We start from the raw sequence: 24,566 nt of genomic DNA on the forward strand, positions 1-24,566 counted from the left end.
GCCCATCGGCGGCGGTCAGAACGCCTTGTTCTCGGTGCTGGCGTCAATCCGCTCGGCGCCACGCGAGCGCTCGGCAAATTCGCCCGCGTCCAGCAGGGACAGCGCGCAACCCGCTGCGGCGGCATCCAGCCGGATCGCGAGCCCCTCCAGGCCGATATAAACCGGCCGCGGGTCGGAGTGCTTGACCCGATCGTCGTAGGCCGCCTCGTGGCCGCGCAGGACGACCGCCGTCGCGCCCCGCTCCGAGGCCGCCGCGCCCAGCTTGCGGAACGCCAGGTCATAAGCGACGCCCCGCGGTCGCGTCGCCTTCTTCGTCCCCAGCGAAATGGACACACGCCCGAGCTTGGCGTGCTTGCACCCGGGGACCGCCTCCAGCACAGGCACGGACTCAGGCGTGGTGACTTCACCTGCCTGCACGCTTGCCGCGACCCACCACAACCCCAACGCCAACGCTGTCCGACGACTCATCAAGCTTCCTCGCTGAAAAGTTCCATCGCCATGACGATCGCATCCTCGCGCCCGTCCTTGGCCGGGTAGTAGCGCGGGCGTCGCCCGATCTCATTGAAGCCTTCATCGTGGTACAGGGCAATCGCCCCGGTGTTGGACGGTCGCACTTCCAGGAATACCCGCTCGGCCGCGCGGCCGCGCGCGACGTGCAGGATCGCGCGGACCAGTTTGCGCCCCAATCCGCGCCCCTGCTGCTCTGGCGCGACGCAGACGTTGAGGATGTGCGCCTCGCCCGCCGCCACGCTCATGAGCACGTAGCCCACGATTACCCCGCCTTCATCCAGCACCCACGCCGGATAGTCCGCGCGCAGGCAGTCGCGGAAGATGCCGAGCGTCCACGGAAACTCGTACGCGCGTTCCTCCACCGATTGCACCGCGACGAGGTCGTCCTCGCGCATCGGCCGCAGGTTGAGTGGCAGGATCGCCGCGTCACGGGGCAGTGCGCTCATGGCCGGAACCGGGGCTGAAAGGGTCGCAATTGCCGCCACAACGCACGTTTGGCGGCGGGGTTGCCGCGCAACGCTGCCAAGTCCACGCCCAGACGTTCCAGCACGGCACGGGCCTCGGATCGCGTGCGCTGGCCGGTTACGCGCAGCACCGCGCGCTCCAGCGCATCGTCTGGGGCACGGGGGCTGGCGCGGCGCGGCGACGGGGCCACCGAATCATCCGCCTCCAGCGGGGCACGAGGGGGCGCCGGCCTGCGTTGGGGCACGTACTCGGCGCGCGCCCGGTGGGCCGCGTTCGCCGGCGGACTGCCGGTGTCGTTGCCAGGCCGTGTCGGGGCACCGCGTGCCGCGGACGACCCCATGGGCTCGTCCATGTGCGCGGGCACCCCGGCTTCGGCCAGCGGAGCCGCTGCCTCATCCCCGGCCAGTACCAGCAAGCGGTGGCCCAGGGCCATCAGCCACGCCTGCTGCTCGACCGACCACAGGCCGCTCATGAAGCCACCTCCTCCGGCCGGCGGCGCAGTCGCCGCCACATCGCGTATGCCGGCCCGAACAGCGCGTAGACCGAACAGATCGCCAGCAATACCGTCGGCGGATCAATGGCGATGGCCACCAGTACCGCTACCACCATCACGGGCACCAGGAACGGCACGCGGTCATGGCGCGGGCCGGCCCCCTTGAAGCTGTAGTAGCGCATGCGACTGACCATCAGCAGCGCGGCCGCCACGGTCAGGGCCAAGGCGGCGTAGCGCAACTCCGTGCCGCTGAAACCAAACGCGTCGAAGGTCCACACGAAGCTCACGACGAGCCCCGCCGCCGCAGGACTGGCTAGGCCAATGAACCAGCGCTTGTCCACCTGCCCCACCTGCGAGTTGAAACGCGCCAGGCGCAGGGCGGCACACGCGGCATACAGGAAGGCGGCAATCCAGCCGATCTTGCCAGGGGTGACGCCGTCCAGCTTCATCGACGCCAGCGCCCAGTGGTACATCACCATCGAGGGCGCCAGTCCAAAACTGATCAGGTCGGCCAGCGAGTCGTACTGCACGCCGAATTCACTTTGAGTGTTGGTCAGGCGCGCCACGCGCCCGTCCACCCCGTCCAGGACCGCGGCGATGAACACCGCGATGCAGGCGTCGGCAAACTGCCCCTGCGTCGCCGCGATGATGGCGTAGAAGCCCGCGAACATGCCGCCGGTGGTGAACAGGTTGGGCAGCAGGTAGATGCCCCGGTGACGGGGGCGCGGGATGTGCGGTTGATCCATGTCCGGGAGTTTAGCGCTTGCCGGCCCGCCGGCAGGGTGTTGCAATCGGCGCACCCACCTGTTCGCGCCGGAGCCTCGCATGCGCCGCCCCGCTTTCCGCCCATCCATCCTGCCGGCCGTCGCCCTGGTGTTGGGGGCCGCGTTGCCGGCCCACGCCGGCCAGGTCTACCAGTGGAAGGACGCCAAGGGCGTGACCCACTATTCGGACTTCCCGCCGCCCGGGCAGAAGGCCACCCAGCGCAACCTCGACCCACGCGCGCCCGCCGCGCCCTCCAAGCCGGTGGTCAATGCCGACTGCAGCAACGCGCGCAGCAACCTCGCCATACTCAAGGGCACGGGCCCGGTGGGCCTGGATGCGAATCGCGATGGCAAGCACGAGCGTGAGTTGACCCCCGCCGAGCGCGCCGAGCGCACCGCCAAGGCCGAACAGGCGGTGAAGACCTACTGCGAAGGCGGTCCCGTTACGCCCTCTCGCTGACGACACCGGGCCGCACCCCGCCTGGGAGCACGGGCCCGACGCCGGCGTAATCCCCCGCACTCCGGGCACTCTGCGGGGGCAATACGGCCACTCCCGCCCGCGTCCCAGCGGGCCGCCAGCGGTGGCAGCCCCGCACCCATGGCAAAATGGCCGCTTCCCTCCGCGTGAAGCCCCATCGATGCGCCTGTCGCAGTTCCACCTCCACACCACCAAGGAAACCCCGGCCGACGCCGAGATCATCAGCCACAAGCTGATGCTCAAGGCCGGCATGATCCGCAAGCTCGCGGCCGGCCTGTACACCTGGACCCCGCTGGGGCTGCGCGTGCTGCGCAAGGTCGAGCGCGCGGTGCGCGAGGAGATGGACGCCGCCGGCGCGATCGAGCTGCTGATGCCGACCATCCAGCCGCAGGAGCTGTGGGAAGAGACGGGCCGCTGGGAGAAGTTCGGCGGCCAGCTGCTCAAGATCAAGGATCGCAAGGAGGCCGGCTACTGCTACGGCCCCACCGCCGAGGAGGTCATCACCGACTTCGCGCGCAGCGAGCTGTCCAGCTACAAGCAGCTGCCGGTCAACTTCTACAACATCCAGACCAAGTTCCGCGACGAGATCCGCCCCCGCTTCGGCGTGATGCGCGCGCGCGAGTTCCTGATGAAGGACGCCTACTCGTTCCACATCAGCGAGGACGACCTGGCGCGCGAATACCGCAACATGTACGACACCTACAGCCGCATCTTCACCCGCCTCGGGCTGAAGTTCCGCGCGGTGTTCGCCGATACCGGCGCGATCGGCGGCAACGCCTCGCACGAGTTCCACGTGCTGGCCGACTCGGGTGAGGATGCGATCGCCTTCTCCACCGGTTCGGACTACGCGGCCAACGTGGAGCTGGCCGAGGCCGTGGCCCCGGGTCCGCGCCCGGCCGCCAGCGAGGCCATGCGCAGGGTCGACACCCCCACGCAGAAGACCTGCGAGGACGTGGCCGCGCTGCTGGGCATTGGGCTGGAGCGCACCGCCAAGTCCGTTGCGATCATGGGCGAGGATGCCGAGGGCAACCCGCAGTTCGTGCTGGCGCTGGTGCGCGGAGACCACGTCGTCAACGAGATCAAGCTGCCCAAGCTCGCCGGCCTGGGTGAGTACCGCCTGGCGACCGAAGCGGAAATCGTCGAGCACCTGGGCGCGCAGCCCGGCTTCCTCGGCCCGATCAACGCCGTGCGCCCGATCCGCGTGGTCGCCGACCGCAGCGTGGCGGCCATGGCCGACTTCGTGGTCGGCGCCAACGAGAACGGCTTCCACCTGGCCGGCGTCAACTGGGGCCGCGACCTGCCGGAACCCGAAGTCGCCGACATCCGCAACGTGGTCGAAGGTGATCCGTCGCCCGATGGCCACGGTACGCTGGGCATCGCGCGCGGCATCGAGGTCGGCCACGTGTTCCAGCTCGGCCGCCGCTACGCCGAGGCGATGAAGTGCACGGTGCTGGACGAAACCGGCAAGGCCGCCGTGCCGCTGATGGGCTGCTACGGCATCGGCGTGTCGCGCATCGTCGCCGCCGCCATCGAGCAGAACCACGACGACAACGGCGTGTGCTGGTCTGACGCGATGGCGCCGTGGCAGGCCGCAGTGTGCGTGATCAACCCGAAGAAGGATGCGGCCGTGGCCGAGGCCGCCGAGGCGCTGTACCGCGAACTCAATGCCGCCGGCATTGAAACCGTGATGGACGATCGTGGCCTGCGCCCGGGCGCGATGTTCGCGGACATGGAGTTGATCGGCATCCCGCACCGGATCGTCGTGTCCGAGCGTGGCGTGGCCGCAGGCACGTTTGAATATCGCCACCGCCGTGCCAGCGAAGCCGAGAATCTCGACCATGCAGGCCTGCGTGAAAAGCTGGGGCTGGCTGGCTGATTGCCACGCGCTGTCCAACGGCAGACGCGTGCCATCCACGAAAACCCGGCCGAAAGGCCGGGTTTTTGTTTGCGCACCCATTGCCTGGCCACGCCGGTGCCCGGGAAACCTGCCGATCAAGCGACGGGAATAATCGCGGAAAAAACCGGTTTCGTTTCACCGCCTCGGCCGCTCGCGATAACCACCTCGTTCATTAGCCGCATTTACCGGCACGAACTGGCGCATTACTATCGGCCGCGTACGCCGCATACCGCGGCCCGTATATCCCGCCCGCACGACTGGGATAATCCCGACCATTACCGGAGGTTTCATGTCGATCAATCTCGACACCCTGTCCGCCAAGGAACTGCAGGCGCTGATCACTCAGGCCAAGAAGCGCAAGACGACGCTTGCCAAGCGCAAGCCCATCGCCGCGGTGCGCAAGAAGGTGATGGCACTGATCAAGGCCGAGGGCTACACCGTGGCCGAATTGTTCGGTGCAGGTGGCAGCACCGTCCGGGCCGCGACTCCCAGGAAGGCAGCCGCGCGCAAATCGACGGCGGGCAGCAAGGTGACCCCCAAGTACCGCAACCCCGGCAACTCCACCGAAACCTGGTCGGGCCGCGGCAAACAGCCGCGCTGGCTGGCCGCGCTGACGGCCTCGGGCCGCAGCCTGGACGAGTTCCTGATCAAGTGATTCATCACGGCCCGGCGACCACCGAGGCCGGCCACCCGTGACACCCACCGACGCCGGCCCCGTGCCGGCGTCGTTGCTTGGGGCTTCCAAACTGCGTGCGCCGCATGCGCGCACCGCTGGCGTGGTTACAGGTTCCGCCGCGCGGACAGCAGCAGATTGCCGAACAGCAAGCCGGCGATCAGCGCCAGCAGGATATTGATCACCGCCAGGATCGCTTCCTGCCCTGCGTTGACATCCTGGGTCTGCAGCAGGCTGAGCAGGCCGCGAAGACTGATGCTGCCGGGCACCAGCATGATGATGCCTGGCACGCGGATGATCGCGCCGGGCCGGTGCCACCAGCGCGCGTACGCGTTACCGGCCGCGGTCATCGCCAGTGCCGCCAGGAACACGCCCGCGGGCGTCCCAAAGGCCTGCCCCGCGTAGCGGGAAATGAGATAGCCCGATGCGGCTGCGAGCATCACCCGCGGGTAATCGCGCCGATGTGCCTTGAACAGCACCGCAAACGCAAACGCCGCGGCCACCAGCGCCAGCCACTCCACCCAGTCGCTTTGCGGGCGCAAGGCGCGCACCTGCGGCTTCAACCCGACCAGGTCCGCCACGTACAGGGCGATGATCACGCCCACCGCCAGCTGCATCACGGTCGTGACCGCCCCCGCGAACCGTCCCGTGCCGGACATGAGGTGCTGGCTGCTGAGTTCGTTGACGGCGTTGGTCAGTGCCAGGCCAGGTAGCAGCACCACCAGCGAGGCAATGATCACGGTGTTCTGGTTGAGGGGCGCCACCAGGCTGGCCACCAGGATCGCCACCGTCGCAGCGAGCACCGCCGCCACCGCGTCCAGGGTTTCGCGCAACTGTGGCCGGGACGCGGCGTACTGCACCAGCCAGCCGGTTAGCAGGCCGTTGACGCCCGCGACGCCAATGTCCAGCCAGGGCAAGCGGAACAGTCCCCCCACGCCCGCCGCCGCCAGTCCAAAGGCCAACACTTCCATCAACCGCGCGCGAAGGCCGGGCGGACGGTCCAGCGCCCCCATGGCGGCATGGGCCTCGGCGAGTCCCATGCGACCGGCGATCACTTCTTCGGCAATCCGATCGGTTTCGGCCAGCCGGTACAGGTCGTTCTGCCCCAACGGCAACCGCAGCACGCGCGTCGTATCACGCTCCCCGGGCGGCCGCGTCGGGTCACTGAACGTCAGGATCATGCCCGTGGGGTTGGACCAGGGCTCGCACTCCACGTCCAGCCGCTGCGCAGTCGCGGTGACGGCGCCCTCCAAGCGCTGCGCGGTGGTGCCGTACAGGTGGAGCCGCTCGGCGAGTTCAATGAGGAAGTTGATACGGTCCGCGTAGCTGGCGGCACTGTGCAGCGCGTGGGTCGACATGGCGGCAAGCATGGCACGCAAGACAGTGGATCGATAGCGTCCGACGAGCGCTTTCATCACGGTCCGGACACGCGATGGCACCGAGCCTGTATGCTCGTCCCAGTGCCCGATACCGCCGCCCGCCCCCACTCCGTGCGACAGCCCGAGCTCACCACCGACCCGCACCAACCTTCGCAGATCCGCCTGACGGGGGCGTGGACGCTCGACCATGCCGATGCGATTCGGCAGCGGCTGTCGGACGTACCCCAGGACGCGTCGTCGGTGGATGCCACCGGCGTGGACCGCTTGGACTCCCTCGGCGTGTTGCAGCTGATGCGCTTCGCCCGCCGTCGCGACCTTGATTTCGCCACGTTCGCCTTCCACGAGCGCCACCGTGCCTTGGTCGGGGCCATCGAAGACGTGGCCGACGATCGCCCCAAGCGCAAGCGCGAGTACGGCGTCAACGCCGCGCTGGAGCGCATGGGCCACTCGGTGGTGGACAACCTGAAGGAGTCCACTGCGCTGCTGGCGTTCCTGGGCGAAGTGCTGGCCAAGCTGGTGCGCATGGTGCGGGAGCCCACGCGCTTTCGTCCGACCGCCACCGTGCACCACATGGAGCAGGTCGGCCTGGACGCGGTGCCGCTGGTGGCGCTGCTCTGCTACATGGTCGGCGCGGTGGTCGCGTTCCTCGGGGCCAACGTGCTGCGCGATTTCGGCGCGGTCATCTACGTGGTCGAACTGGTCAACATCTCCTTCCTGCGCGAGTTTGGCGTGCTGCTGACCGCCATCATCCTCGCCGGCCGCACCGCCAGCGCCTTCACTGCGCAGATCGGCGCCATGAAGAGCCGCGAGGAAGTCGATGCGATCCGCACGCTGGGCATGGATCCGATCGACCTGCTGGTCATCCCGCGACTGCTGGCGTTGGTGGTGATGCTGCCGCTGCTCACGTTCGTCGCCATGGTGTTCGGCCTGCTCGGCGGCCTGACCGTGGGCGCGTACGGACTCGACATACCCCCGCCCCAGTACCTGTCGCGCATGCAGGACACGATGGAGGTGCGCCACTTCATCGTCGGCCTGGTGAAGGCACCGATGTTCGCGGTGGTGATTGCGCTGATCGGCTGCCTGGAAGGCCTGCAGGTGCAGGGCACGGCGCAGTCGGTGGGCGAGCGCACCACCTCCAGCGTGGTGCAGGCCATCTCGATGGTGATCGTGCTGGATGCGCTGGCCGCCATCTGGTTCATGGAGATGAACTTCTGAACGCCGTCCTCGCCCCCGATGCCACGCCGGCCATCCGCGTGCGCGGCGTCACCAACCGCTTCGGCGAACAGGTCGTGCACGAAGACCTCGACCTGGACGTGCGCCCGGGCGAGATCCTGGGCGTCGTTGGTGGCTCGGGCAGCGGCAAATCGGTGCTGATGCGCACGATCCTGGGCCTCCAGGAGCCTGTCGCCGGGCAGATTGAGGTATTCGGGATCGATGCGCGCCGCAATGACGACGAAAGCCGCCGCGAGATCGAGCGCAACACCGGCGTGCTGTTCCAGGATGGCGCATTGTTCTCCTCCCTGACCGTGGGGGAGAACGTCCAGGTGCCGCTCAAGGAGCATCACCGCGACCTGCCCGACTCGTTGCGCTACGAACTGGCGCTGCTCAAGGTCAAGCTCGCCGGGCTGCCAGCCGACGCCTTGGACAAGCTGCCCTCGCAACTGTCGGGCGGCATGCGCAAGCGCGCCGGCCTGGCACGGGCACTCGCCCTCGATCCGCCCCTGCTGTTTCTCGACGAGCCCACGGCCGGCCTCGATCCCATTGGCGCTGCGGCGTTTGACCAGCTGATCCTGACGCTGAAGCGCGCACTGGGGCTGACCGTGTTCCTGATCACCCACGATCTCGATACCCTCTACACCATCTGCGACCGCATCGCGGTGCTGGCCGACCGTCGGGTGATTGCCTGCGCCCCGGTCGCCGAAGTAGAGAAGCTGGACCACCCGTGGGTGCAGTCCTATTTCCACGGCCCCCGCGGTCGCGCCGCGCGCGACGCCCACGCCGCCAACCGGGACCTTTGATCCATGGAAACCAAGGCCAACTACGTCCTCATCGGCGCGTTCTCGATCGTGGTGACGCTGTTCATCCTGCTGTTCGCATTGTGGGCGGCCAAGTACTCGTCCGAGCGCGGCTGGCAGGATTACGTCGTGATTTTCAACGAGCCGGTCACGGGCCTCAGCGAAGGCAGCTCGGTGCAGTACAACGGCATTTCCGTGGGCACGGTGAAGACGCTTCGGCTGGCACCGGATGACCCGCGCCGGGTGATCGCCAACCTCCGCGTCCAGGCGGACACGCCGGTTAAGTCCGACACGCGTGCCAAGCTCTCGATCACCGGCATCACCGGTACGCCCTTCATCCAGCTCACGGGTGGCAGCCCGAACAGCCCGTCGCTTACCGACACCGACCGCCGCGAGGCCCCCGTCATCCAGACGGAAGCCTCCGCGCTGCAGAACATCGCCGACACCGCCAACCGCCTCGTGGCGCGGCTGGACCAGGTGCTCAGCGAGGAGAACGTCAAGCGCATCGCCAACACGCTTGAGCACATCGAGGCGATGACTGGCTCGGTGGCCGACCAGCGCGAGGATCTGCGCGCGCTGATCGTCAACGGCCGCAAGGCCAGCGAACAGCTGACCTCGACCTTGGCCACCACGCAGGGCGCAGTGGAAGACCTCGACCGGGAGCTGGTCGCCAAGCTGCCGCCGCTGATCGCGAAACTGGACAGCACCTTGACCCGCCTCGACAGTGCGGTCGGCGGTGCCGATGCCCTGATCAACGAAAACCGCGGTGCCATCCGAAGCTTCACCAATGACGGCCTCGGCCAGATCGCGCCGACACTCACCGAATTGCGCGTGCTGGTCCGTGACCTGCGCCGCATGAGTGACCGCCTCGACAGCGGCGCCGCCGATTACCTGCTCGGGCGGGACGCGCCCAAGGAGTTCGAGCCGAAATGAGCCTCGCCAAGCCGACCGCCCTCCGTTCGCTACTGATGAACCCTACCCGTTCCCCTTCGCGGCTCCTGACGCGCATTGGTTTCCTGGCTCGCGCCATGTTGGCCGCTGGGCTGATCGCGTCCCTGGGCGGCTGCGCACTGCTGGGCGCCGGCAAGGGCGACGGCGTCGTCCAGTACGCGCCGGATCCGCGCGTGCAGGTGCAGCCCGACTGGCCGTCGGTCACGTGGTCGCTGACGGTGGCGCAGCCCTCGGCCGCGCGCGCGATCGACAGTGCGCGCATCGCCGTGCGCCCGACCCCCCAGGAACTGCAGGTGTACAAGGGCGCGCAGTGGGCCAAGCGCCCCAGCGAGATGCTGGAGGATGCCCTCCTCCGCGCGCTGGAAGATTCCGGCCGCATCGGCGTGGTCAGCCGACAGGGAACGGGCATCGCCACCGACTACCGCCTCGTGCTGGACCTGCGCCGCTTCGAGTCCGATTACGCCAGCGGCCAACCCGCGGCGACCATCGAAGTGCGTGCCAAGCTGCTCCACGGCACTGCCCCCGACGTGGTCGCCTCGCGCACCTTCCTGCAGGCGGTGCCCGCGCGCGACACCGCGGTGCCCTCAGTGGTGGATGCGTTCGAGACCGCGCTCGCCGGCATGGCGCGCGATCTGGCGGGGTGGACCTTGGCGACAGGGGCCGCGACGCCAGCGCGCTGAGCGTCCGCCAGACCGCGGCGGCGCGGACCCGACCGCCTGCGCCAGACGCGCACGCCATGACCGCCCGTCCGCAATACGGCCTCCTCAACAGGTCAGCCACGGTCGTTTGGATTTGGTGCTCTAGCCGAAACCCGCGACAATGGCGGAATTGACGCAAGCGGGGACGCCAGCATGACCGACCAGGCCGAAATCGAACGCGACGTGATGGAATACGACGTCGTCACCGTGGGCGCAGGCCCCGCCGGCCTGTCGTTCGCGATCCGCCTGAAACAGCTCAATCCGGACATCTCGGTCTGCGTGATCGAGAAGGCCTCGACCATTGGCGCGCAGATCCTCTCTGGCGCGGTGATCGAAACCGGCCCGCTGGATGCCCTGCTGCCCAACTGGCGCGACAATCCGCCGCCGATCTGCGTGCCCGCCACCGACGACGAATTCTGGCTGCTCAGCAAGGACGGCGGCCGCAAGCTGCCGGTGCCGCCGGGCATGAACAACCACGGCAACGTCATCGTCAGCCTCGGCGCCATGTGCGCGTGGCTGGCGCCGCAGGCCGAGGCATTGGGCGTCGAAATCTACCCCGGCTTCGCGGCCGCGGAGACGTTGCATGACGCCGACGGCAAGGTCATCGGCGTGCGCATCGGCGACATGGGCGTGGCCAAGGACGGGACGCACAAGCCGGGCTACACCGCCGGTATCGACATCCGCGCCAAGGTCACCGTGCTCGCCGAAGGCGCCCGCGGCCACCTCACCAAGCGCCTGGTCAAGCGCTTCGCACTGGACAAGGACAGCGACCCGCAGGCGTATTCGATCGGCATCAAGGAACTGTGGCAGGTCCCCGAGGACCGCGTGCAGCCGGGCAAGATCGTGCACAGTCTCGGCTGGCCGGCCGACAGCCACACCTACGGCGGCAGCTTCCTGTACCACCTGGACAAGGGCCGGATCGCGCTGGGCTATGTCAGTGGCCTGGATTACAAGGACCCCGAATACAAGCCGTGGGAGGCCTTCCAGCAATGGAAGAACCACCCGATGATCAAGCCGCTGCTGGAAGGCGGCAGCATCGTCTCCGCAGGTGCGCGCGCCATCGTCACCGGCGGCTGGCAGTCGCTGCCCCAGTGCGAGATGCCCGGCGCGCTGCTGATCGGCGACACCGCGGGCCTGCTCAACGTTCCCAAGGTCAAGGGTACCCATCAGGCGATCCGCAGCGGCATGCTCGCCGCCGAGCACCTGGTGGCCTCGCAGTTGGCACCGGAAGGCTTCGACGCCAAGTTGCGCGCGTCCGATGCGATGGCGGAACTGAAGAAGGTTCGCAACATCAAGCCGGGCTTCAAGCGCGGCCTGTGGTTCGGCATGCTGAACGCCGCGTGGGAGACCGCGACCGGCGGCCTGTCTCCTTGGACGCTGAAGAACAAGCCGGACTGGTCCTCGCTGGACAAGGTCGGTGCCCAGGAGCAGCCCAAGCGCGACTACCTTGAACGCACCCTCGCCCCGCGGGATCGCTTGGCCAGCGTCTACTTCGCCGCAACCGAGCACGACGAGGACCAGCCCGTGCACCTGCGCGTGCACGACACCTCGGTGTGCGTGACGCGCTGCGCCGAGGAGTACGACAACCCCTGTACCCGGTTCTGTCCGGCCGGCGTGTACGAGATCGTGCAGGACGAGGCGGGCAAGCGCCTGCAAATTAATGCCGCCAACTGCGTGCACTGCAAGACCTGCGACATCAAGGACCCTTACCAGATCATCGACTGGGTCACGCCGGAAGGCGGTTCGGGGCCGAACTACCAGAATCTGTGAGAAGCAACCTTGGACGCACTCAGTATTAAGTCTACGCCCCGGGTGGCGATTCTGGTCCCTTGCTTCAATGAAGCGGTGACGATCGGGCGGGTCATCGCCGAATTTCGTCACACGCTGCCGCAGGCAGAGATCTTCGTTGGTGATAACAACTCCACCGATGATACGGCGCAACTCGCCCATGAGTCCGGTGCGCGGGTCAGCCGTGTCGTGCTGCAAGGCAAGGGTAACGTGGTGCGCCGCCAGTTCGCCGACATCGAGGCCGATGTCTACGTGCTGGTCGACGGCGATGCCACGTACTCCGCGGCATGCGCGCCAAAGCTGGTGCAGGCGGTACTGCAGGGCAGCGACATGGTGGTCGGCATCCGGCAGGCCAACCAGGACAACGCTTACCGCCCCGGCCATGCCTGGGGTAACCGGGCGCTCACTGGCTTCCTGTCGTGGTTGTTCGGTCGCCCGTGCCGCGACATCCTGTCTGGCTACCGCGCATTCTCCCGCCGCTACGTCAAGAGTTTCCCGGCCGAAGCCAGCGGCTTCGAAATCGAAACCGAACTCACCGTCCATGCCCTCGAGCTCCGCGTACCAGTTGCCGAGGTGACGACGCCCTATGGCGAGCGCCCTGAAGGCTCTGCCAGCAAGCTCAACACGTGGCGCGACGGTTTCCGCATCCTGCGAACGATGCTGAAGCTTTTCAGCACCGAACGTCCGATCGCCTTTTACGGAAGTGTCGCCGGATTGCTTGCGACCTCATCGGTGGCGCTGGGCATACCTCTACTGCTCACCTACCTGCAGACAGGGCTGGTGCCTCGGATCCCGACCGCGATTCTTGCCGCGTCGCTCATGACCCTCTCCGTCTTGTCGTTGCTCGCGGGCATCATCCTGCACGCGGTCGCCAAAGGGCGCCGCGAGATCAAGGCACTGGCGTACCTGCGGGTTCCATCACCGACGGCGTGTGGATACCGCGCCAGCGCCTGATCGTGAACCACACGATGGTCGAAAGATTCGCCAGCACGAACCAGGGAAACGAGTGCAGGTAGCGGAAAGAGACGATATGCGCGAACAGCAGGTGTGACGCAACCAGTCCCCAAGAGGCGAACGCCAGCAGCAGTACTTGGGGCCAATTGCGGCTGCCCCACCCCATTGCTACGGATACCAGTGCCAACGGCGCCAACGCCAACAGGCAAGCGGTTAGCCACGCGTGCGACGCAGCGAAGTACCGCCTGGCGGGCGTTTCTTGGGCATCCACGCCTCGTGCATCCCAGTTCAACCACTCCTGCACAAGCTCCAGGTCGCGTTCGGACGGCGCGATGACACCTTTGTCGTCCATCATCCTCCAGTAAACCTTGTCGGAGTTGAAGTAGCCCCCCAAAGTGTCGAAGTTAATCGCCAGTAGTCCAACCGGGTCGGACAGCATCGCCCGGCGCGTCACGGTGCGTGCCACCAACTCGGGGTTGGGCGAATGGCGTTCAATTTGTCGCCATAAGCCGTCCTCCGCCCAGATGTGGTGACCACGCTGCCAGTGGTCATTCAGTGGCCTGTGCACCTGTTTCAGGATGTCGCCTGAGACGCCCGTTCCTTCGAAATGCTCAGGGCGCACCAACGGCGCAACTAGACCGATCCGCATCATGCCGGTGTGCACGAGGTAACCCGGAGATTGACCTGCTGCCCGCCCGTAAGCCACGGTGTACGCGACGTGGCTTACTACCAGCATCGCAAAGGGCAACAGGAGTTGCATCGCGGCGCGCGTCGGCCGCGTCCCTACGCCCGTCGCCATCAGTCGAATCAACGGGGTGACGACGCCCAGCCCCATGACCACCGGCAGGACATTAGTGCGCAACGCACCAGCCAGCAGCCCCATACCGCACGCCATCAGGTACCACCACCCGTTACCCCGCGCAAGGTAGGCCGAGAGCAATAGCAGTGTTGCCACGAACGCCAGCAGACCAAACGACTCGGCCATCACCATCCGCTCCATGAATACCTGCGCCGGCTCGCCGGACAGCAACAGTGCTGGAACCAAGCTGAACGCGAACGGCAGGCCAACGCCATGGCGCAGGAACCCGAACAAGGCCCACGAGGTCAGCGCGCCCCACAACGACTGCCACAGCAGGATTGCCCAGGGCGTCATGAACGGGAACGCCACCCAATGCAGCACCCATCCATAAGGATAGGACCGGGCGCCAACGCCGCTGAACGAGGCGCCCGCCTGCATGAAGACCATTGAGTCGCCCATGTAGAGGCGCAGAGTGGCGTCCGCCAGCAACCAGGCCAGCTTCACTGCCAAAACGGTAGCCATCACGATCGCGTGCTCGCGCAGCATCAAGCGTGACGTACCCACCGTCCCGACAAAACGTGCCACTGGGACTCCTTTCACCGTGCCATCCATGCTCATTACCATCGCAGCGAGCTCACACCACGAAGATGTTAAGGCATGCCAGCGTCAGGCAAGCGCCACGCCGGTCTTCTCCACCAACTCGTCCTCGGTCACCCCAGGCGCCAACTCCACCAGCCTCAAGCCCTCGTTGGTCACGTCCATCACCGCCAGGTCGGTGATGATGCGATTGACCACGCCCACGCCCGTCAGCGGCAGCGTGCATTCCGGCAGGATCTTGTGCTCGCCGTTCTTGGCGGTGTGCTCCATCAGCACCACCACGCGCTTCACGCCGGCCACCAGGTCCATCGCGCCGCCCATGCCCTTGACCATCTTGCCGGGCACCATCCAGTTCGCCAGGTCGCCCCTGTCGGTCACCTGCATCGCACCGAGGATGGCGAGGTCGATGTGCCCACCACGGATCATCGCGAATGAATCATGGCTGCCGAAAAAGCTGGCGCCTGGCATCGTGGTGACGGTCTGCTTGCCGGCGTTGATCAGGTCGGCATCGACTTCGTCGTCGGTCGGAAACGGACCGATGCCCAGCAGGCCGTTCTCCGACTGCAGCCACACGTCCATCCCGTCGGGGATGTAGTTGGCCACCAGCGTCGGCAAGCCGATGCCGAGGTTCACGTAGGCGCCGTCACTCAGCTCCTGCGCGGCGCGCTGCGCCATTTCGTCACGGGTCCAGGCCATTACTTCGCTCCTCGCACGGTGCGCTGTTCGATGCGTTTCTCGGGCGTGGCGTTGACCACGATGCGATCGACGTAGATGCCGGGCAGGTGCACGTGGTCCGGATCGATCTCGCCGATCTCCACCAGTTCCTCGACCTCGACCACGCAGACCTGGCCGGCCATCGCGCAGGCCGGGTTGAAATTGCGCGCGGTCTTGCGGAACACCAGGTTGCCGGCCTTGTCGGCCTTCCAGGCCTTCACCAGCGACACGTCGGCCTTGAGCGCAGTCTCCAGCACGTAGTGCTTGCCGTCGATCTCGCGGGTTTCCTTGCCCTCGGCGACGATGGTGCCGTAACCGGTGGCGGTGAAGAACGCCGGGATGCCGGCACCGCCCGCGCGCAGGCGCTCAGCCAGCGTGCCCTGCGGATTGAACTCCAACTCCAGCTCACCGGCCAGGTACTGGCGTTCGAATTCCTTGTTCTCGCCCACGTAGGACGAGATCATCTTGCGGATCTGCCGCGTCGCCAGCAGCTGGCCGAGGCCGAAGCCGTCGACGCCGGCGTTGTTGGAAATCGCGGTCAGGCCCTTCACGCCCGAATCGCGCAGCGCGGCGATCAAGGCTTCGGGAATGCCACACAGGCCGAAACCGCCGACCGCCAGGGTCTGGTTGTCGGCCACCAGCCCGTCGAGGGCGGCAGCGGCAGAGGGGAACACCTTGCTCTTCTTGGCCGTGGGGGACACGGCGGTGGCTTCGGCCATGGGGCACAACTCCATTGCGGGAGGGCGCCAAGTTTACCGGTGTGCCACGGGGCCCGACACTGTACGAGTGGGCATGGACGGCCTCAGCCGCCCTGGCCGCCCTGGCCGCCCTGGCCGCCGCCCAGCGTGGTGACCAGCGCGTCCCGCCACGCGGGCAGCGCGATCGACCAGCGCTGCCGCAACGAGCCGGTGTCGAGCACCGACCACGCCGGACGTGCCGCCGGCGTCGGGTAATCCGCCGTGGTGATCGGCACGACGCGGGGTCGCTTGGCGAGCAGGCCCACGGCCACTGCTTCGTCCATGATCGCCTCGGCGAAGCCGTGCCAGCTCGTCTGCCCGTCCGCGACCAGATGGTGCGTCCCGCCACTCCCGATGCCCTGCTGCAGGATCGCGGCGGTGACGTCCGCGATCAGCCACGCGGGTGTCGGCCCGCCCACCTGGTCGGCCACCACGCGCAACTCCTCCCGCTCGGCGCCCAGGCGCAGCATCGTGCGCAGGAAATTGTGCCCATGCAGCCCATACACCCACGCCGTGCGCAGGATGAGATGGCGCACGCCGCTGTCCCGGATGGCCTGCTCGCCGGCCAGCTTGCTGGCACCGTACACGCCCAGCGGGGCCGTCGGGTCCTCCGGCAGGTACGGGCGCGAGGCGCTTCCGTCGAAGACATAGTCGGTGGAGTAATGCACCAGCGGCACATCGCGCTCGGCGCATGCGCGCGCGATCTCGTCCACCGCACCCGCGTTGGCGCGGAAGGCGGCCTCGCGCTCCGTCTCCGCCTTGTCCACTGCGGTCCACGCGGCGGCATTCACCACTATGTCCGGGTCCACTCGACGCACGGTGCGCGCCGCATCGCCCGGCATGGCCAGGTCCAGGGCTTCGCATGCCCCGCCCTCGGGCAGGAGACCGGTTCGGGTGGTGACCACCACCTGCCCCAACGGCATCAGACTCCGCCGCAATGCATGCCCGACTTGGCCATTGCCGCCGATCAGCAGGATCCGCACTTCAAGCGCCTTCGTAGACGGGCAGGCGATCCAGCGGGATGTCCGCCAGCAACGGCGCGACCGCATCCTTCGCCGACAATGCCGGCTCGGCCACCGGCCAGTCGATCCCCAGTGCCGGGTCGTCCCAACGCACGTTGGCATCGGCGGCCGCGTCGTAGGTGGCCGTGCACAGGTAGGTGAACAGCGCGTGCTCGCTCAGCGCCACGAAGCCGTGGGCGAACCCTTCGGGGATCCAGAAATGACGCTTGTTCTCCGCGCTCAACAGCACGGCCGTCCACTTGCCGAAGGTGGGCGAACCGCGACGGATGTCCACGGCCACGTCCCACACCTCGCCTTCCAGTACCGACACGTACTTGCCCTGCGGATTGGGCCACTGGTAGTGCAGCCCGCGCAGCACGCCGCGCGCCGAGCGCGAGACGTTGCCCTGCACGAAGCGCGGGGACAGGCCCAGCGGCGCCAGCTTGTCCTGGTTGAACGACTCGAAGAAGTAGCCGCGATCGTCGCCAAAGACGCGCGGCTCAAACACCAGGCAGCCTGGCAGATCGGTTTCAATGACTTTCATGTGTCCTCAGGGCACGTAGCCGCGGTCGATCAGGCTGAGCAGGTACTGCCCATAGCCGTTCTTGCTCAGCGGCTTGGCCAAGCGCACCAGGTCATCATTGCCGATCCAGCGGTTGTTCCAGGCGATCTCTTCCGGGCAGCACACACGCAGGCCCTGGCGCGCCTCGATCGTCTCGATGTAGTTGGAAGCCTCGAGCAGCGACTGGTGGGTGCCGGTGTCCAGCCAGGCGTAGCCGCGGCCCAGGCGCTCCAGGTGCAGCGCGCTTTCTTCCAGGTAGCACTTGTTGAGGTCGGTGATTTCCAGCTCGCCGCGCGGCGACGGCTTCAGGCCCGCCGCGAAGTCGCTGGCCCGCCCATCGTAGAAATACAGCCCCGTCACCGCGTAGTTGGAGCGCGGCACGGGCGGCTTTTCCTCCAAGCCCACCACGCGGCCATCGGCGTCGAACTCGGCCACGCCATAGCGCTCCGGGTCCTTGACCCAATAGCCGAACACGGTCGCGCCTTCCAGGCGTTCGTCCGCGCGGCGCAGCATCGCGGTCAAGCCGGGGCCGTGGAAAATGTTGTCACCCAGTACCAGGCAGCTCGGGCTGCCGGCGAGGAATTCCCGGCCGATCAGGAACGCCTGCGCCAGCCCGTCGGGACTGGGCTGCACGGCGTACTCGATCTTCATGCCCCACTGCGAGCCATCGCCCAGCAGCGCCTTGAACAACGCCTGCTCGTGCGGGGTGTTGATCACCAGCACTTCGCGGATCCCCGCCAGCATCAACACGCTGAGCGGGTAGTAGATCATCGGCTTGTCATACACCGGTAGCAGCTGCTTGCTGATCGCCTGGGTGATCGGATACAGCCGGGTGCCCGAACCACCGGCCAGGATGATGCCCTTGCGGCCGCTGGTGGACGCCACCGGAACATGCGCGGTCATGCCACGCCCCCGATGCGTTCCAGCCGGTAGCTGCCGTCCAGCACGCGCTGCACCCACGGCTGGTTATCGAGGTACCAGTCCACGGTGCGCGCGATACCTTCCTCGAACGTCACCGATGGCGCCCAGCCAAGCTCGGACTGCAGCTTCGACGCATCGATCGCGTAACGGCGGTCATGGCCGGGGCGGTCCTTGACATAGGTGATCAGCGACTCGCGCGCGCGGCCGTCGGCCAGCGGTCGGCGTGCATCCAGCAGCGCGCAGATCGTCTTGACCACGGTGATGTTGGTGCGCTCGGCGTCGCCGCCGACGTTGTAGGTCTCACCGATGCGGCCCGCTTCCAGCACGCGGCGGATCGCGGCGCAGTGATCGCCCACGTACAGCCAGTCGCGCACGTTCAGGCCGTCGCCGTACACCGGCAGCGGCTCACCGGCCAGCGCCTTGGCAATCACCAGCGGGATGAGCTTCTCCGGGAACTGGTACGGCCCGTAGTTGTTGCTGCAGTTGGTGGTCAGCACCGGCAGCCCGTAGGTGTGGTGGAACGCGCGCACCAGGTGGTCGGACGCGGCCTTCGACGCCGAGTACGGCGAATTGGGCGCGTACGGCGTGGTCTCGGTGAACTTGCCGGTCTCGCCCAGCGTGCCGTACACCTCGTCGGTGGACACGTGCAGGAAGCGGAAGGCATCTCGCGCCGGGGCGTCCAGCGACTTCCAGTAGTCGCGCGTCTTCTCCAGCAGGCTCAGGGTGCCCACCACGTTGGTCTGCACGAAGGCGGCAGGGCCATCGATGGAGCGGTCGACGTGGCTCTCGGCCGCGAAGTTGATGACGGCGTCAGGCCGGTGCTCGGCGAGCAGGCGCTCGACCAGCGCCCCGCCCCCAATATCCCCGTGCACGAAGACATGAAGCGGGTCGTTGGCAATGGCGGCCAAGGTGTCCAGGTTGCCGGCATAGGTCAGCGCATCAAGGTTGACGACATTCACGCCCGCCTGGACAGCCTCCAGGACGAAATTGCCGCCAATGAAACCGGCGCCGCCGGTGACTAGCCACGTGGCCATGCTGCTCCAGGATCGGTTGATTCCACTGCCCATTGTAGCGGCGGGGCGAAACGGGATACGGCGACCGGACGCACGAACATTCGCCACAGTACGGAAATCCACGGAGCCGACCACAACAGGCTAAAATGGTCAGTTCATGGCTCCCGGGCCCACCCCCACCAGGAATTCCCGCACGATGAAGATCCTCGTTGGCTACAAGCGCGTGGTGGACTACAACGTCCGCATCCAGGTCAAGCCGGACGGCTCCGGCGTGGTCACCGACGGCGTGAAGCTGTCGGCCAACCCCTTCGACGAAATCGCCCTGGAAGAGGCCCTGCGCCTGCGCGACAAGGGCATCGCCACCGAAGTCGTGGTCGCCACGATCGCCCCGGCCGACGCCCAGGCCCACCTGCGCAATGGCCTGGCCATGGGCGCCAACCGCGCCATCCATGTGGTCGCCGATGGCCCCCTGCAGTCGCTGACCGCCGCCCGCGCCCTGCTTAACCTGGTCGAGAAGGAGCAGCCGGATCTGGTCATCCTGGGCAAGCAGGCCATCGACGACGACGCCAACCAGACCGGCCAGATGCTGGCCACCCTGTGGGGCCGCCCGCAGGCCACCTTCGCCAGCAAGCTTGAGGTCGAAGGCGGCAAGGCCACCGTGACCCGTGAGGTCGACGCCGGCCTGGAGACGCTGGAAGTCGACCTTCCGGCCGTGGTCACCACCGACCTGCGCCTGAACGAGCCGCGCTTCATCAAGCTGCCCGACATCATGAAGGCCAAGAGCAAGCCGATGGAGACCATCGCCTTTGCCGACCTCGGCGTGCAGGAAGGCGACGGCCTCAAGACCACACACTATGCCGCGCCGGCCAAGCGCAGCAAGGGCGTGATGGTGAAGGATGCGGCCGAACTGGTCGCGGCACTGAAGGCCAAGGGCCTGCTCTGAGTTCGAGGAATAACGACATGTCCAACGTCCTGATCGTCGCCGAGCACCTCGACGGCAAGCTCAACCCCTCCACCGCCAAGTGCGTGTCCGCCGCCAAGGCGCTGAATCCCGCCGCCATCGATATCGTGGTGCTGGCCGCCGACCCGGCCGCCATCGCCGCCGAGGCCGCCACGCTCGACGGCGTGCGCAAGGTGCTGACGGTGGCCAACGCCGCCAATGCCAACGCCATCGCCCAGGTGCAGGCGCCACAGGTGGCCGCGCTGGCCGCCAGCTACAGCCACGTCTTCGGCCCCTCCACCACCTTCGGCAAGGACCTGATGCCCTGCGTGGCCGCCCTGCTTGGCGTGTCGCAGGTGTCGGACGTAATGGCCGTGGAAGACAGCCACACCTTCAAGCGCCCGATCTACGCGGGCAACGCGATCGTCACGGTCGAAGCGCCGGCCAACGAACCGGTGGTGGCCACCGTGCGCACCGCGTCCTGGCCGGAAGCCGGCAAGGGTGGCGCTGCCGCGGTCGAAGCCGCTACGGTGACGGCAACCCTGCCGGGCCACACCCGCTATGTCGGCCTCGCCGCCGGCAAGTCCGACCGTCCTGACCTGCAGAGCGCCAAGCGCGTGGTTTCCGGCGGTCGCGGCGTCGGCTCGGCCGAGAACTTCAAGATCATCTACGACCTGGCCGACAAGCTGGGCGCGGCGGTCGGTGCCTCGCGCGCCGCGGTGGATGCCGGCTATGTTCCGAATGAGCTGCAGGTGGGTCAGACCGGCAAGATCATCGCGCCGGAGCTGTACGTCGCGGTGGGCATTTCCGGCGCGATCCAGCACCTGACCGGCATCAAGGACGCCGGCACCATCGTGGCGATCAACAAGGATGGTGACGCGCCGATCTTCGAGATTGCGGATATCGGTCTGGTGGGAGATCTTTTCCAATTGATCCCTGAACTGCAGGCGGTAATCTGAAACACCGTGGTCTGAATAATCGAAGGGGTGCTGCAGCACCCCTGTTTGTAATGGAGCTTAGTAGCGGATGTCGTCCAGGAAAAAGGTGATGGTGGTTTTTGGCACGAGACCGGAGGCCATTAAGATGGCACCGCTCGTGCATGCACTACGCGAACATGCCGAATTGGAGCCTTTGGTTGCGGTGACCGCCCAACACAGGCAGATGCTCGACCAGGTACTTGAGCTTTTCGAGATCACACCGGATGCTGATCTCGATATCATGCAGCCGGGTCAGACCTTACCCGATGTAACAGCCCGTATCGTGCAGGGTATGACTCCCGTACTGGCAGACCTCAAACCCGACCTGGTCTTGGTCCACGGTGACACGTCCACCACGTTATCCACGGCACTCGCAGCTTTCTATGCAAGGATTCCCGTCGGCCATGTGGAGGCGGGTTTACGTACAGGCAATATGCAGGCTCCTTGGCCGGAGGAAATGAACCGCCGCTTGACGGCACCGCTCACTTCCTTGCATTTCGCGCCCACCAATGGCTCACGGGAAAACCTGTTGCGCGAGGGCGTCGACGAGTCGACGGTGCACGTCACCGGCAACACCGTCATCGACGCACTGCTCCAGGTAGACACCAAGTTGAAAGCTGACGAGCACCTGCGATGCGCCATGCAGGCCCGTTTCCCGTTCCTCTCGCCCGACAAGCGCCTGCTGCTGGTCACCGGGCACCGTCGCGAGAACTTCGGCGACGGCTTCGAGCGCATCTGCAAGGCGCTGGCCGAATTGGCCCAGCGTCCCGATCTAGAGATCGTGTACCCTGTCCACCTCAACCCCAACGTGCAGGAGCCAGTGCGCCGCCACCTGAGCGGACTTGGCAACGTGCACCTGATTGAGCCACAGGACTACTTGCCGTTCGTTTACCTGATGCAGCAGTCCTACCTCATTCTCACCGACTCCGGTGGGGTGCAGGAGGAGGCTCCCTCCCTGGGCAAGCCCGTCCTGGTCATGCGTGACACCACAGAGCGGCCAGAAGCCGTGGATGCAGGCACTGTTCGGCTAGTAGGGACAGACGATTCCCGCATCGTGTCCGAAGTCTCAAGACTGTTGGATGATCGAGCCGAGTACCAGCGGATGTCGATGGCGCACAATCCCTACGGTGATGGGCAGGCTTGTTCGCGGATCTGTTCTGCCATCGCCAGCATGGGCTGAACCAAGGTGCTGCAATGCAGGGCGCACTTGAGGGGAACTGCCAATGGAAGCTGCCGCTACGTGGTTGGTGAAAGTGCGCCACTGATAGATTCGATGACTGGATGGGTTGCGCGGCTTGGCCACACAATGGCGACAGGAGCACAACCCGCACTAACACTGTAGGGGGCGGATTTGCCTGCGCTGGTGACGCTACGGGCCAGAGCACCGAGCAGCACCATAGGGATCGCCAATGATGCCCATGCGAACCCCGCAAGGGTACATCCGGGGGCGCAATCAGCCTCTCGTCAGGACCAGACGGGCCCGACTATCCAGTCTCCCCTGCCCAAGATACTCCGCGCGCACTACGGTTACGGGCTCGAGAGCATTGTACTTTTTCGAGCAGATACCCAGTAAGCCAGTCGCCTTCGTCGCAACGCCCAGACGCAACAGCGCTGAGCTTTCGATACGTAGCTCCATGCTGTTACCGGTCCGCGGAGAAGTTGCGCGGAACCCGTCGGCAAACAGTGCGACCTCCAGATCTCCCGGCACCTGCCAGAGCTGCTGATAATGATGGAGCCCGTCATCATCAGCGCACATGGTGTCCGCAACCTCAAGCTGAAGATCGCCGTTGTAGACCAACGTCCGCCCGATCGTGAAGCCTTCGAACATCCGCGTCTCGCAACTCACCTGGGCATTCTCGTCCTTCAGGGAACACTTGGTTATGCGTGAGATTTCTCCATTCCCCGGCTGCCGAGTTGCCGTTGCGCCGTAGGGAACAACCAGCGAATGGGCCATGGTCGAACGCATGTATTCGCGTTCGGGGATACCATGATCGTGGATATAGAGCCCGCCGTCGGTCAGCCAGTCCTCCCCAAGTGCGTGAAGAACAAACGACGTATCGTCGTCTTGCCGGTGGTAGCGGCTGCGTAGTCCACACTTCAGGACGAGGTGGGGGCGATCCATGTGAGTGAACCGGCTGGGGTCGCCACGGAAAACGGCGTAACCCGAGTACTCAAATACCGCGTGCCAAGGCTTGAAATCTTCACCTTCCCGGCCTTGAGTGGATGCGTGAACAAAGCCTTGGTATCCGCTATAAGACGACATCCAAGCCATGTTGCGCGTGACCGGAGACACTTCGCTGTCACCGATGGGTGGAAAGCACCCATCCGGGCGGAGGACATAAGCCAGATAACGGAGAGCCCCACTGATGAAGCCCGGAATATCCGGAATGAGTGGCTCCCCGCCAAAGCTGGTCACGCTGGAGTTCACCTGGAGAACGCTCGCCAGTATGACCGGGTGGTACTGCGGGCTGTTTTCCACATGGACATGGTCCGGCCCGAACGCAATCTCGACCTCGTGCTTCATCCGCTCCATGGCCGTGGAAGCCGCATCGGGGGCTGTCGAGAAAACCGGAAATACGGCGGCGGCGCAGAAGAGCTGGAACGCTTGGTCCAATCCGTGGTTGGTGCCTTTCGAATAGAACGAACTATCGTTAAGGACGCCGATATGGCGCGCCGCCATCGACAATAACGACTTGAGGAACTCCACGTCAGCGATACCGGAACGAAGGAGATGGAGAAACACATGACGGATGGTCCCTAGGCGCAACGCTGCAGCGTGGTCGTTCCAAGACAGGATCGATGGATAGGGGAGCGACAGGTTCTTGTCGTTCCAGTCCAGCATGATCGCCTTGACCAATTCCAGTGCCGCAGCGTCACCCGTGTCACGATGAAGCCGGACCAAGTGGCACAGGAACCCCAATGCGTGTAATTGCCAGCCGTAGTTGTTCTCTCCTTGCGCCGTCGCCCACTGCATGGGCACTGTCACCTTTACCTCACCCTTGTTCGGAAAATCGAAAACACCTTCGTCCAGCAGGCGTCTGGCTTTTTCGGCGTCCCCTGTCGCAATCCATGCGTCGGTCAACTTAAGCTGGCGCTCGGAGGGCAAATGCCCTCCGAGGAGGATGCCGAGTGCGTATGGCGAAACCAGAAGAATCGGCAAGCTACCTGCGGCGATCGGGGCATCATGAAAAGCCAGCGACTCCTCGGGTATCTGCAGATATCTTTCCCAACTCGGCATTC

Annotated in this window: 25 protein-coding genes; 12 read left to right on the plus strand and 13 right to left on the minus strand. The window is 66.2% G+C overall.

The genetic code is table 11. From position 1 onward, the window contains the following. Positions 1-15 precede the first annotated feature (15 nt). The 4 genes from ACYVBS_RS12455 to pssA are packed head-to-tail and all read right to left on the minus strand — an operon-like array spanning position 16 to position 2,214. Complete coding sequence (locus ACYVBS_RS12455; protein ID WP_460823991.1) at positions 16-468, minus strand: hypothetical protein; 453 nt, start codon at positions 466-468, stop codon at positions 16-18. Further along, on the minus strand, positions 468-956 hold the full coding sequence (rimI, locus tag ACYVBS_RS12460) for a ribosomal protein S18-alanine N-acetyltransferase (RefSeq protein WP_460823992.1): 489 nt from the start codon (positions 954-956) through the stop codon (positions 468-470). Before rimI ends, ACYVBS_RS12455 begins: the two co-directional genes overlap by 1 nt. Then, positions 953-1,447 (minus strand): hypothetical protein, encoded by a 495-nt coding sequence (locus tag ACYVBS_RS12465; protein ID WP_460823994.1) that lies wholly within the window; start codon positions 1,445-1,447, stop codon positions 953-955. The genes rimI and ACYVBS_RS12465 overlap by 4 nt, the downstream gene beginning before the upstream one ends. After that, on the minus strand, positions 1,444-2,214 hold the full coding sequence (gene pssA / locus ACYVBS_RS12470) for a CDP-diacylglycerol--serine O-phosphatidyltransferase (protein ID WP_460823995.1): 771 nt from the start codon (positions 2,212-2,214) through the stop codon (positions 1,444-1,446). The genes ACYVBS_RS12465 and pssA overlap by 4 nt, the downstream gene beginning before the upstream one ends. 79 nt (positions 2,215-2,293) lie before the next feature. On the opposite strand from pssA, the gene ACYVBS_RS12475 reads away from it, so the two are divergent. The 3 genes from ACYVBS_RS12475 (at position 2,294) to ACYVBS_RS12485 (ending at position 5,262) form a co-directional block, all read left to right on the plus strand. Then, on the plus strand, positions 2,294-2,692 hold the full coding sequence (locus ACYVBS_RS12475; protein WP_460823996.1) for a DUF4124 domain-containing protein: 399 nt from the start codon (positions 2,294-2,296) through the stop codon (positions 2,690-2,692). A 178-nt stretch (positions 2,693-2,870) separates the two neighbouring features. Next, positions 2,871-4,586, plus strand: coding sequence for a proline--tRNA ligase (locus ACYVBS_RS12480; protein WP_460823997.1), 1,716 nt, complete (start codon positions 2,871-2,873; stop codon positions 4,584-4,586). 310 nt (positions 4,587-4,896) lie between these two features. Beyond that, positions 4,897-5,262 (plus strand): H-NS histone family protein, encoded by a 366-nt coding sequence (locus tag ACYVBS_RS12485; protein ID WP_460823998.1) that lies wholly within the window; start codon positions 4,897-4,899, stop codon positions 5,260-5,262. Between the two features lie 125 nt (positions 5,263-5,387). Here ACYVBS_RS12485 and ACYVBS_RS12490 read toward each other — a convergent pair whose 3' ends face one another. Then, positions 5,388-6,638, minus strand: coding sequence for a threonine/serine exporter family protein (locus tag ACYVBS_RS12490; protein WP_460824000.1), 1,251 nt, complete (start codon positions 6,636-6,638; stop codon positions 5,388-5,390). A 90-nt stretch (positions 6,639-6,728) separates the two neighbouring features. Between ACYVBS_RS12490 and ACYVBS_RS12495 the strand changes: the two genes are divergently transcribed. The 6 genes from ACYVBS_RS12495 (at position 6,729) to ACYVBS_RS12520 (ending at position 13,065) form a co-directional block, all read left to right on the plus strand. After that, positions 6,729-7,874, plus strand: coding sequence for an ABC transporter permease (locus ACYVBS_RS12495; protein WP_460824002.1), 1,146 nt, complete (start codon positions 6,729-6,731; stop codon positions 7,872-7,874). After that, complete coding sequence (locus ACYVBS_RS12500; protein ID WP_460824064.1) at positions 7,850-8,677, plus strand: ABC transporter ATP-binding protein; 828 nt, start codon at positions 7,850-7,852, stop codon at positions 8,675-8,677. The genes ACYVBS_RS12495 and ACYVBS_RS12500 overlap by 25 nt, the downstream gene beginning before the upstream one ends. Before the next feature lie 3 nt (positions 8,678-8,680). Further along, on the plus strand, positions 8,681-9,607 hold the full coding sequence (locus tag ACYVBS_RS12505; RefSeq protein ID WP_460824003.1) for an MlaD family protein: 927 nt from the start codon (positions 8,681-8,683) through the stop codon (positions 9,605-9,607). 35 nt (positions 9,608-9,642) lie between these two features. Further along, positions 9,643-10,305 (plus strand): ABC-type transport auxiliary lipoprotein family protein, encoded by a 663-nt coding sequence (locus ACYVBS_RS12510; RefSeq protein WP_460824065.1) that lies wholly within the window; start codon positions 9,643-9,645, stop codon positions 10,303-10,305. Between the two features lie 171 nt (positions 10,306-10,476). Next, entirely contained in the window at positions 10,477-12,093 is a 1,617-nt protein-coding gene (locus ACYVBS_RS12515) for an electron transfer flavoprotein-ubiquinone oxidoreductase (RefSeq protein ID WP_460824004.1), read from the plus strand. A 9-nt stretch (positions 12,094-12,102) separates the two neighbouring features. Next, positions 12,103-13,065: a glycosyltransferase gene (locus tag ACYVBS_RS12520; RefSeq protein WP_460824005.1), complete on the plus strand. Its 963-nt coding sequence runs from the start codon at positions 12,103-12,105 to the stop codon at positions 13,063-13,065. Here the strand turns inward: ACYVBS_RS12520 and ACYVBS_RS12525 are convergent. From ACYVBS_RS12525 to rfbB, 7 genes are all read right to left on the minus strand, one after another. Further along, positions 13,001-14,476, minus strand: a complete 1,476-nt coding sequence (locus ACYVBS_RS12525; protein ID WP_460824006.1) for a glycosyltransferase family protein — start codon at positions 14,474-14,476, stop codon at positions 13,001-13,003. The genes ACYVBS_RS12520 and ACYVBS_RS12525 overlap by 65 nt on opposite strands. A 54-nt stretch (positions 14,477-14,530) precedes the next feature. Beyond that, positions 14,531-15,157 (minus strand): CoA transferase subunit B, encoded by a 627-nt coding sequence (locus tag ACYVBS_RS12530; protein ID WP_460824008.1) that lies wholly within the window; start codon positions 15,155-15,157, stop codon positions 14,531-14,533. Next, the gene (locus ACYVBS_RS12535) at positions 15,157-15,894 is read right to left on the minus strand and encodes a CoA transferase subunit A (protein WP_460824009.1); all 738 of its coding nucleotides are present in this window, start codon (positions 15,892-15,894) and stop codon (positions 15,157-15,159) included. The genes ACYVBS_RS12530 and ACYVBS_RS12535 overlap by 1 nt, the downstream gene beginning before the upstream one ends. Positions 15,895-15,977: 83 nt before the next feature. Beyond that, the gene (rfbD, locus tag ACYVBS_RS12540; protein WP_460824010.1) at positions 15,978-16,895 is read right to left on the minus strand and encodes a dTDP-4-dehydrorhamnose reductase; all 918 of its coding nucleotides are present in this window, start codon (positions 16,893-16,895) and stop codon (positions 15,978-15,980) included. Position 16,896: 1 nt separating this feature from the next. Continuing rightward, positions 16,897-17,457 (minus strand): dTDP-4-dehydrorhamnose 3,5-epimerase, encoded by a 561-nt coding sequence (gene rfbC / locus ACYVBS_RS12545; RefSeq protein ID WP_460824011.1) that lies wholly within the window; start codon positions 17,455-17,457, stop codon positions 16,897-16,899. Positions 17,458-17,463: 6 nt separating this feature from the next. Beyond that, positions 17,464-18,378 carry a glucose-1-phosphate thymidylyltransferase RfbA gene (gene rfbA, locus ACYVBS_RS12550; RefSeq protein WP_460824012.1) on the minus strand — a complete coding sequence of 305 codons (915 nt, stop codon included), beginning with the start codon at positions 18,376-18,378 and terminating at the stop codon, positions 17,464-17,466. Next, complete coding sequence (gene rfbB, locus ACYVBS_RS12555) at positions 18,375-19,430, minus strand: dTDP-glucose 4,6-dehydratase (RefSeq protein WP_460824013.1); 1,056 nt, start codon at positions 19,428-19,430, stop codon at positions 18,375-18,377. Before rfbB ends, rfbA begins: the two co-directional genes overlap by 4 nt. Before the next feature lie 175 nt (positions 19,431-19,605). Between rfbB and ACYVBS_RS12560 the strand changes: the two genes are divergently transcribed. The 3 genes from ACYVBS_RS12560 to wecB all read left to right on the plus strand — a co-directional run bounded on the left by ACYVBS_RS12560 (position 19,606) and on the right by wecB (position 22,506). Continuing rightward, positions 19,606-20,352, plus strand: coding sequence for an electron transfer flavoprotein subunit beta/FixA family protein (locus ACYVBS_RS12560; RefSeq protein ID WP_460824014.1), 747 nt, complete (start codon positions 19,606-19,608; stop codon positions 20,350-20,352). Between the two features lie 17 nt (positions 20,353-20,369). Continuing rightward, the gene (locus ACYVBS_RS12565; protein ID WP_460824015.1) at positions 20,370-21,308 is read left to right on the plus strand and encodes an electron transfer flavoprotein subunit alpha/FixB family protein; all 939 of its coding nucleotides are present in this window, start codon (positions 20,370-20,372) and stop codon (positions 21,306-21,308) included. Between the two features lie 88 nt (positions 21,309-21,396). Continuing rightward, positions 21,397-22,506 (plus strand): non-hydrolyzing UDP-N-acetylglucosamine 2-epimerase, encoded by a 1,110-nt coding sequence (gene wecB, locus ACYVBS_RS12570; RefSeq protein WP_460824016.1) that lies wholly within the window; start codon positions 21,397-21,399, stop codon positions 22,504-22,506. Between the two features lie 273 nt (positions 22,507-22,779). Here the strand turns inward: wecB and ACYVBS_RS12575 are convergent, their stop codons facing one another. After that, complete coding sequence (locus tag ACYVBS_RS12575) at positions 22,780-24,564, minus strand: heparinase II/III family protein (RefSeq protein ID WP_460824017.1); 1,785 nt, start codon at positions 24,562-24,564, stop codon at positions 22,780-22,782. Positions 24,565-24,566 lie beyond the last annotated feature (2 nt).

The organism is Lysobacter olei (assembly GCF_054777355.1).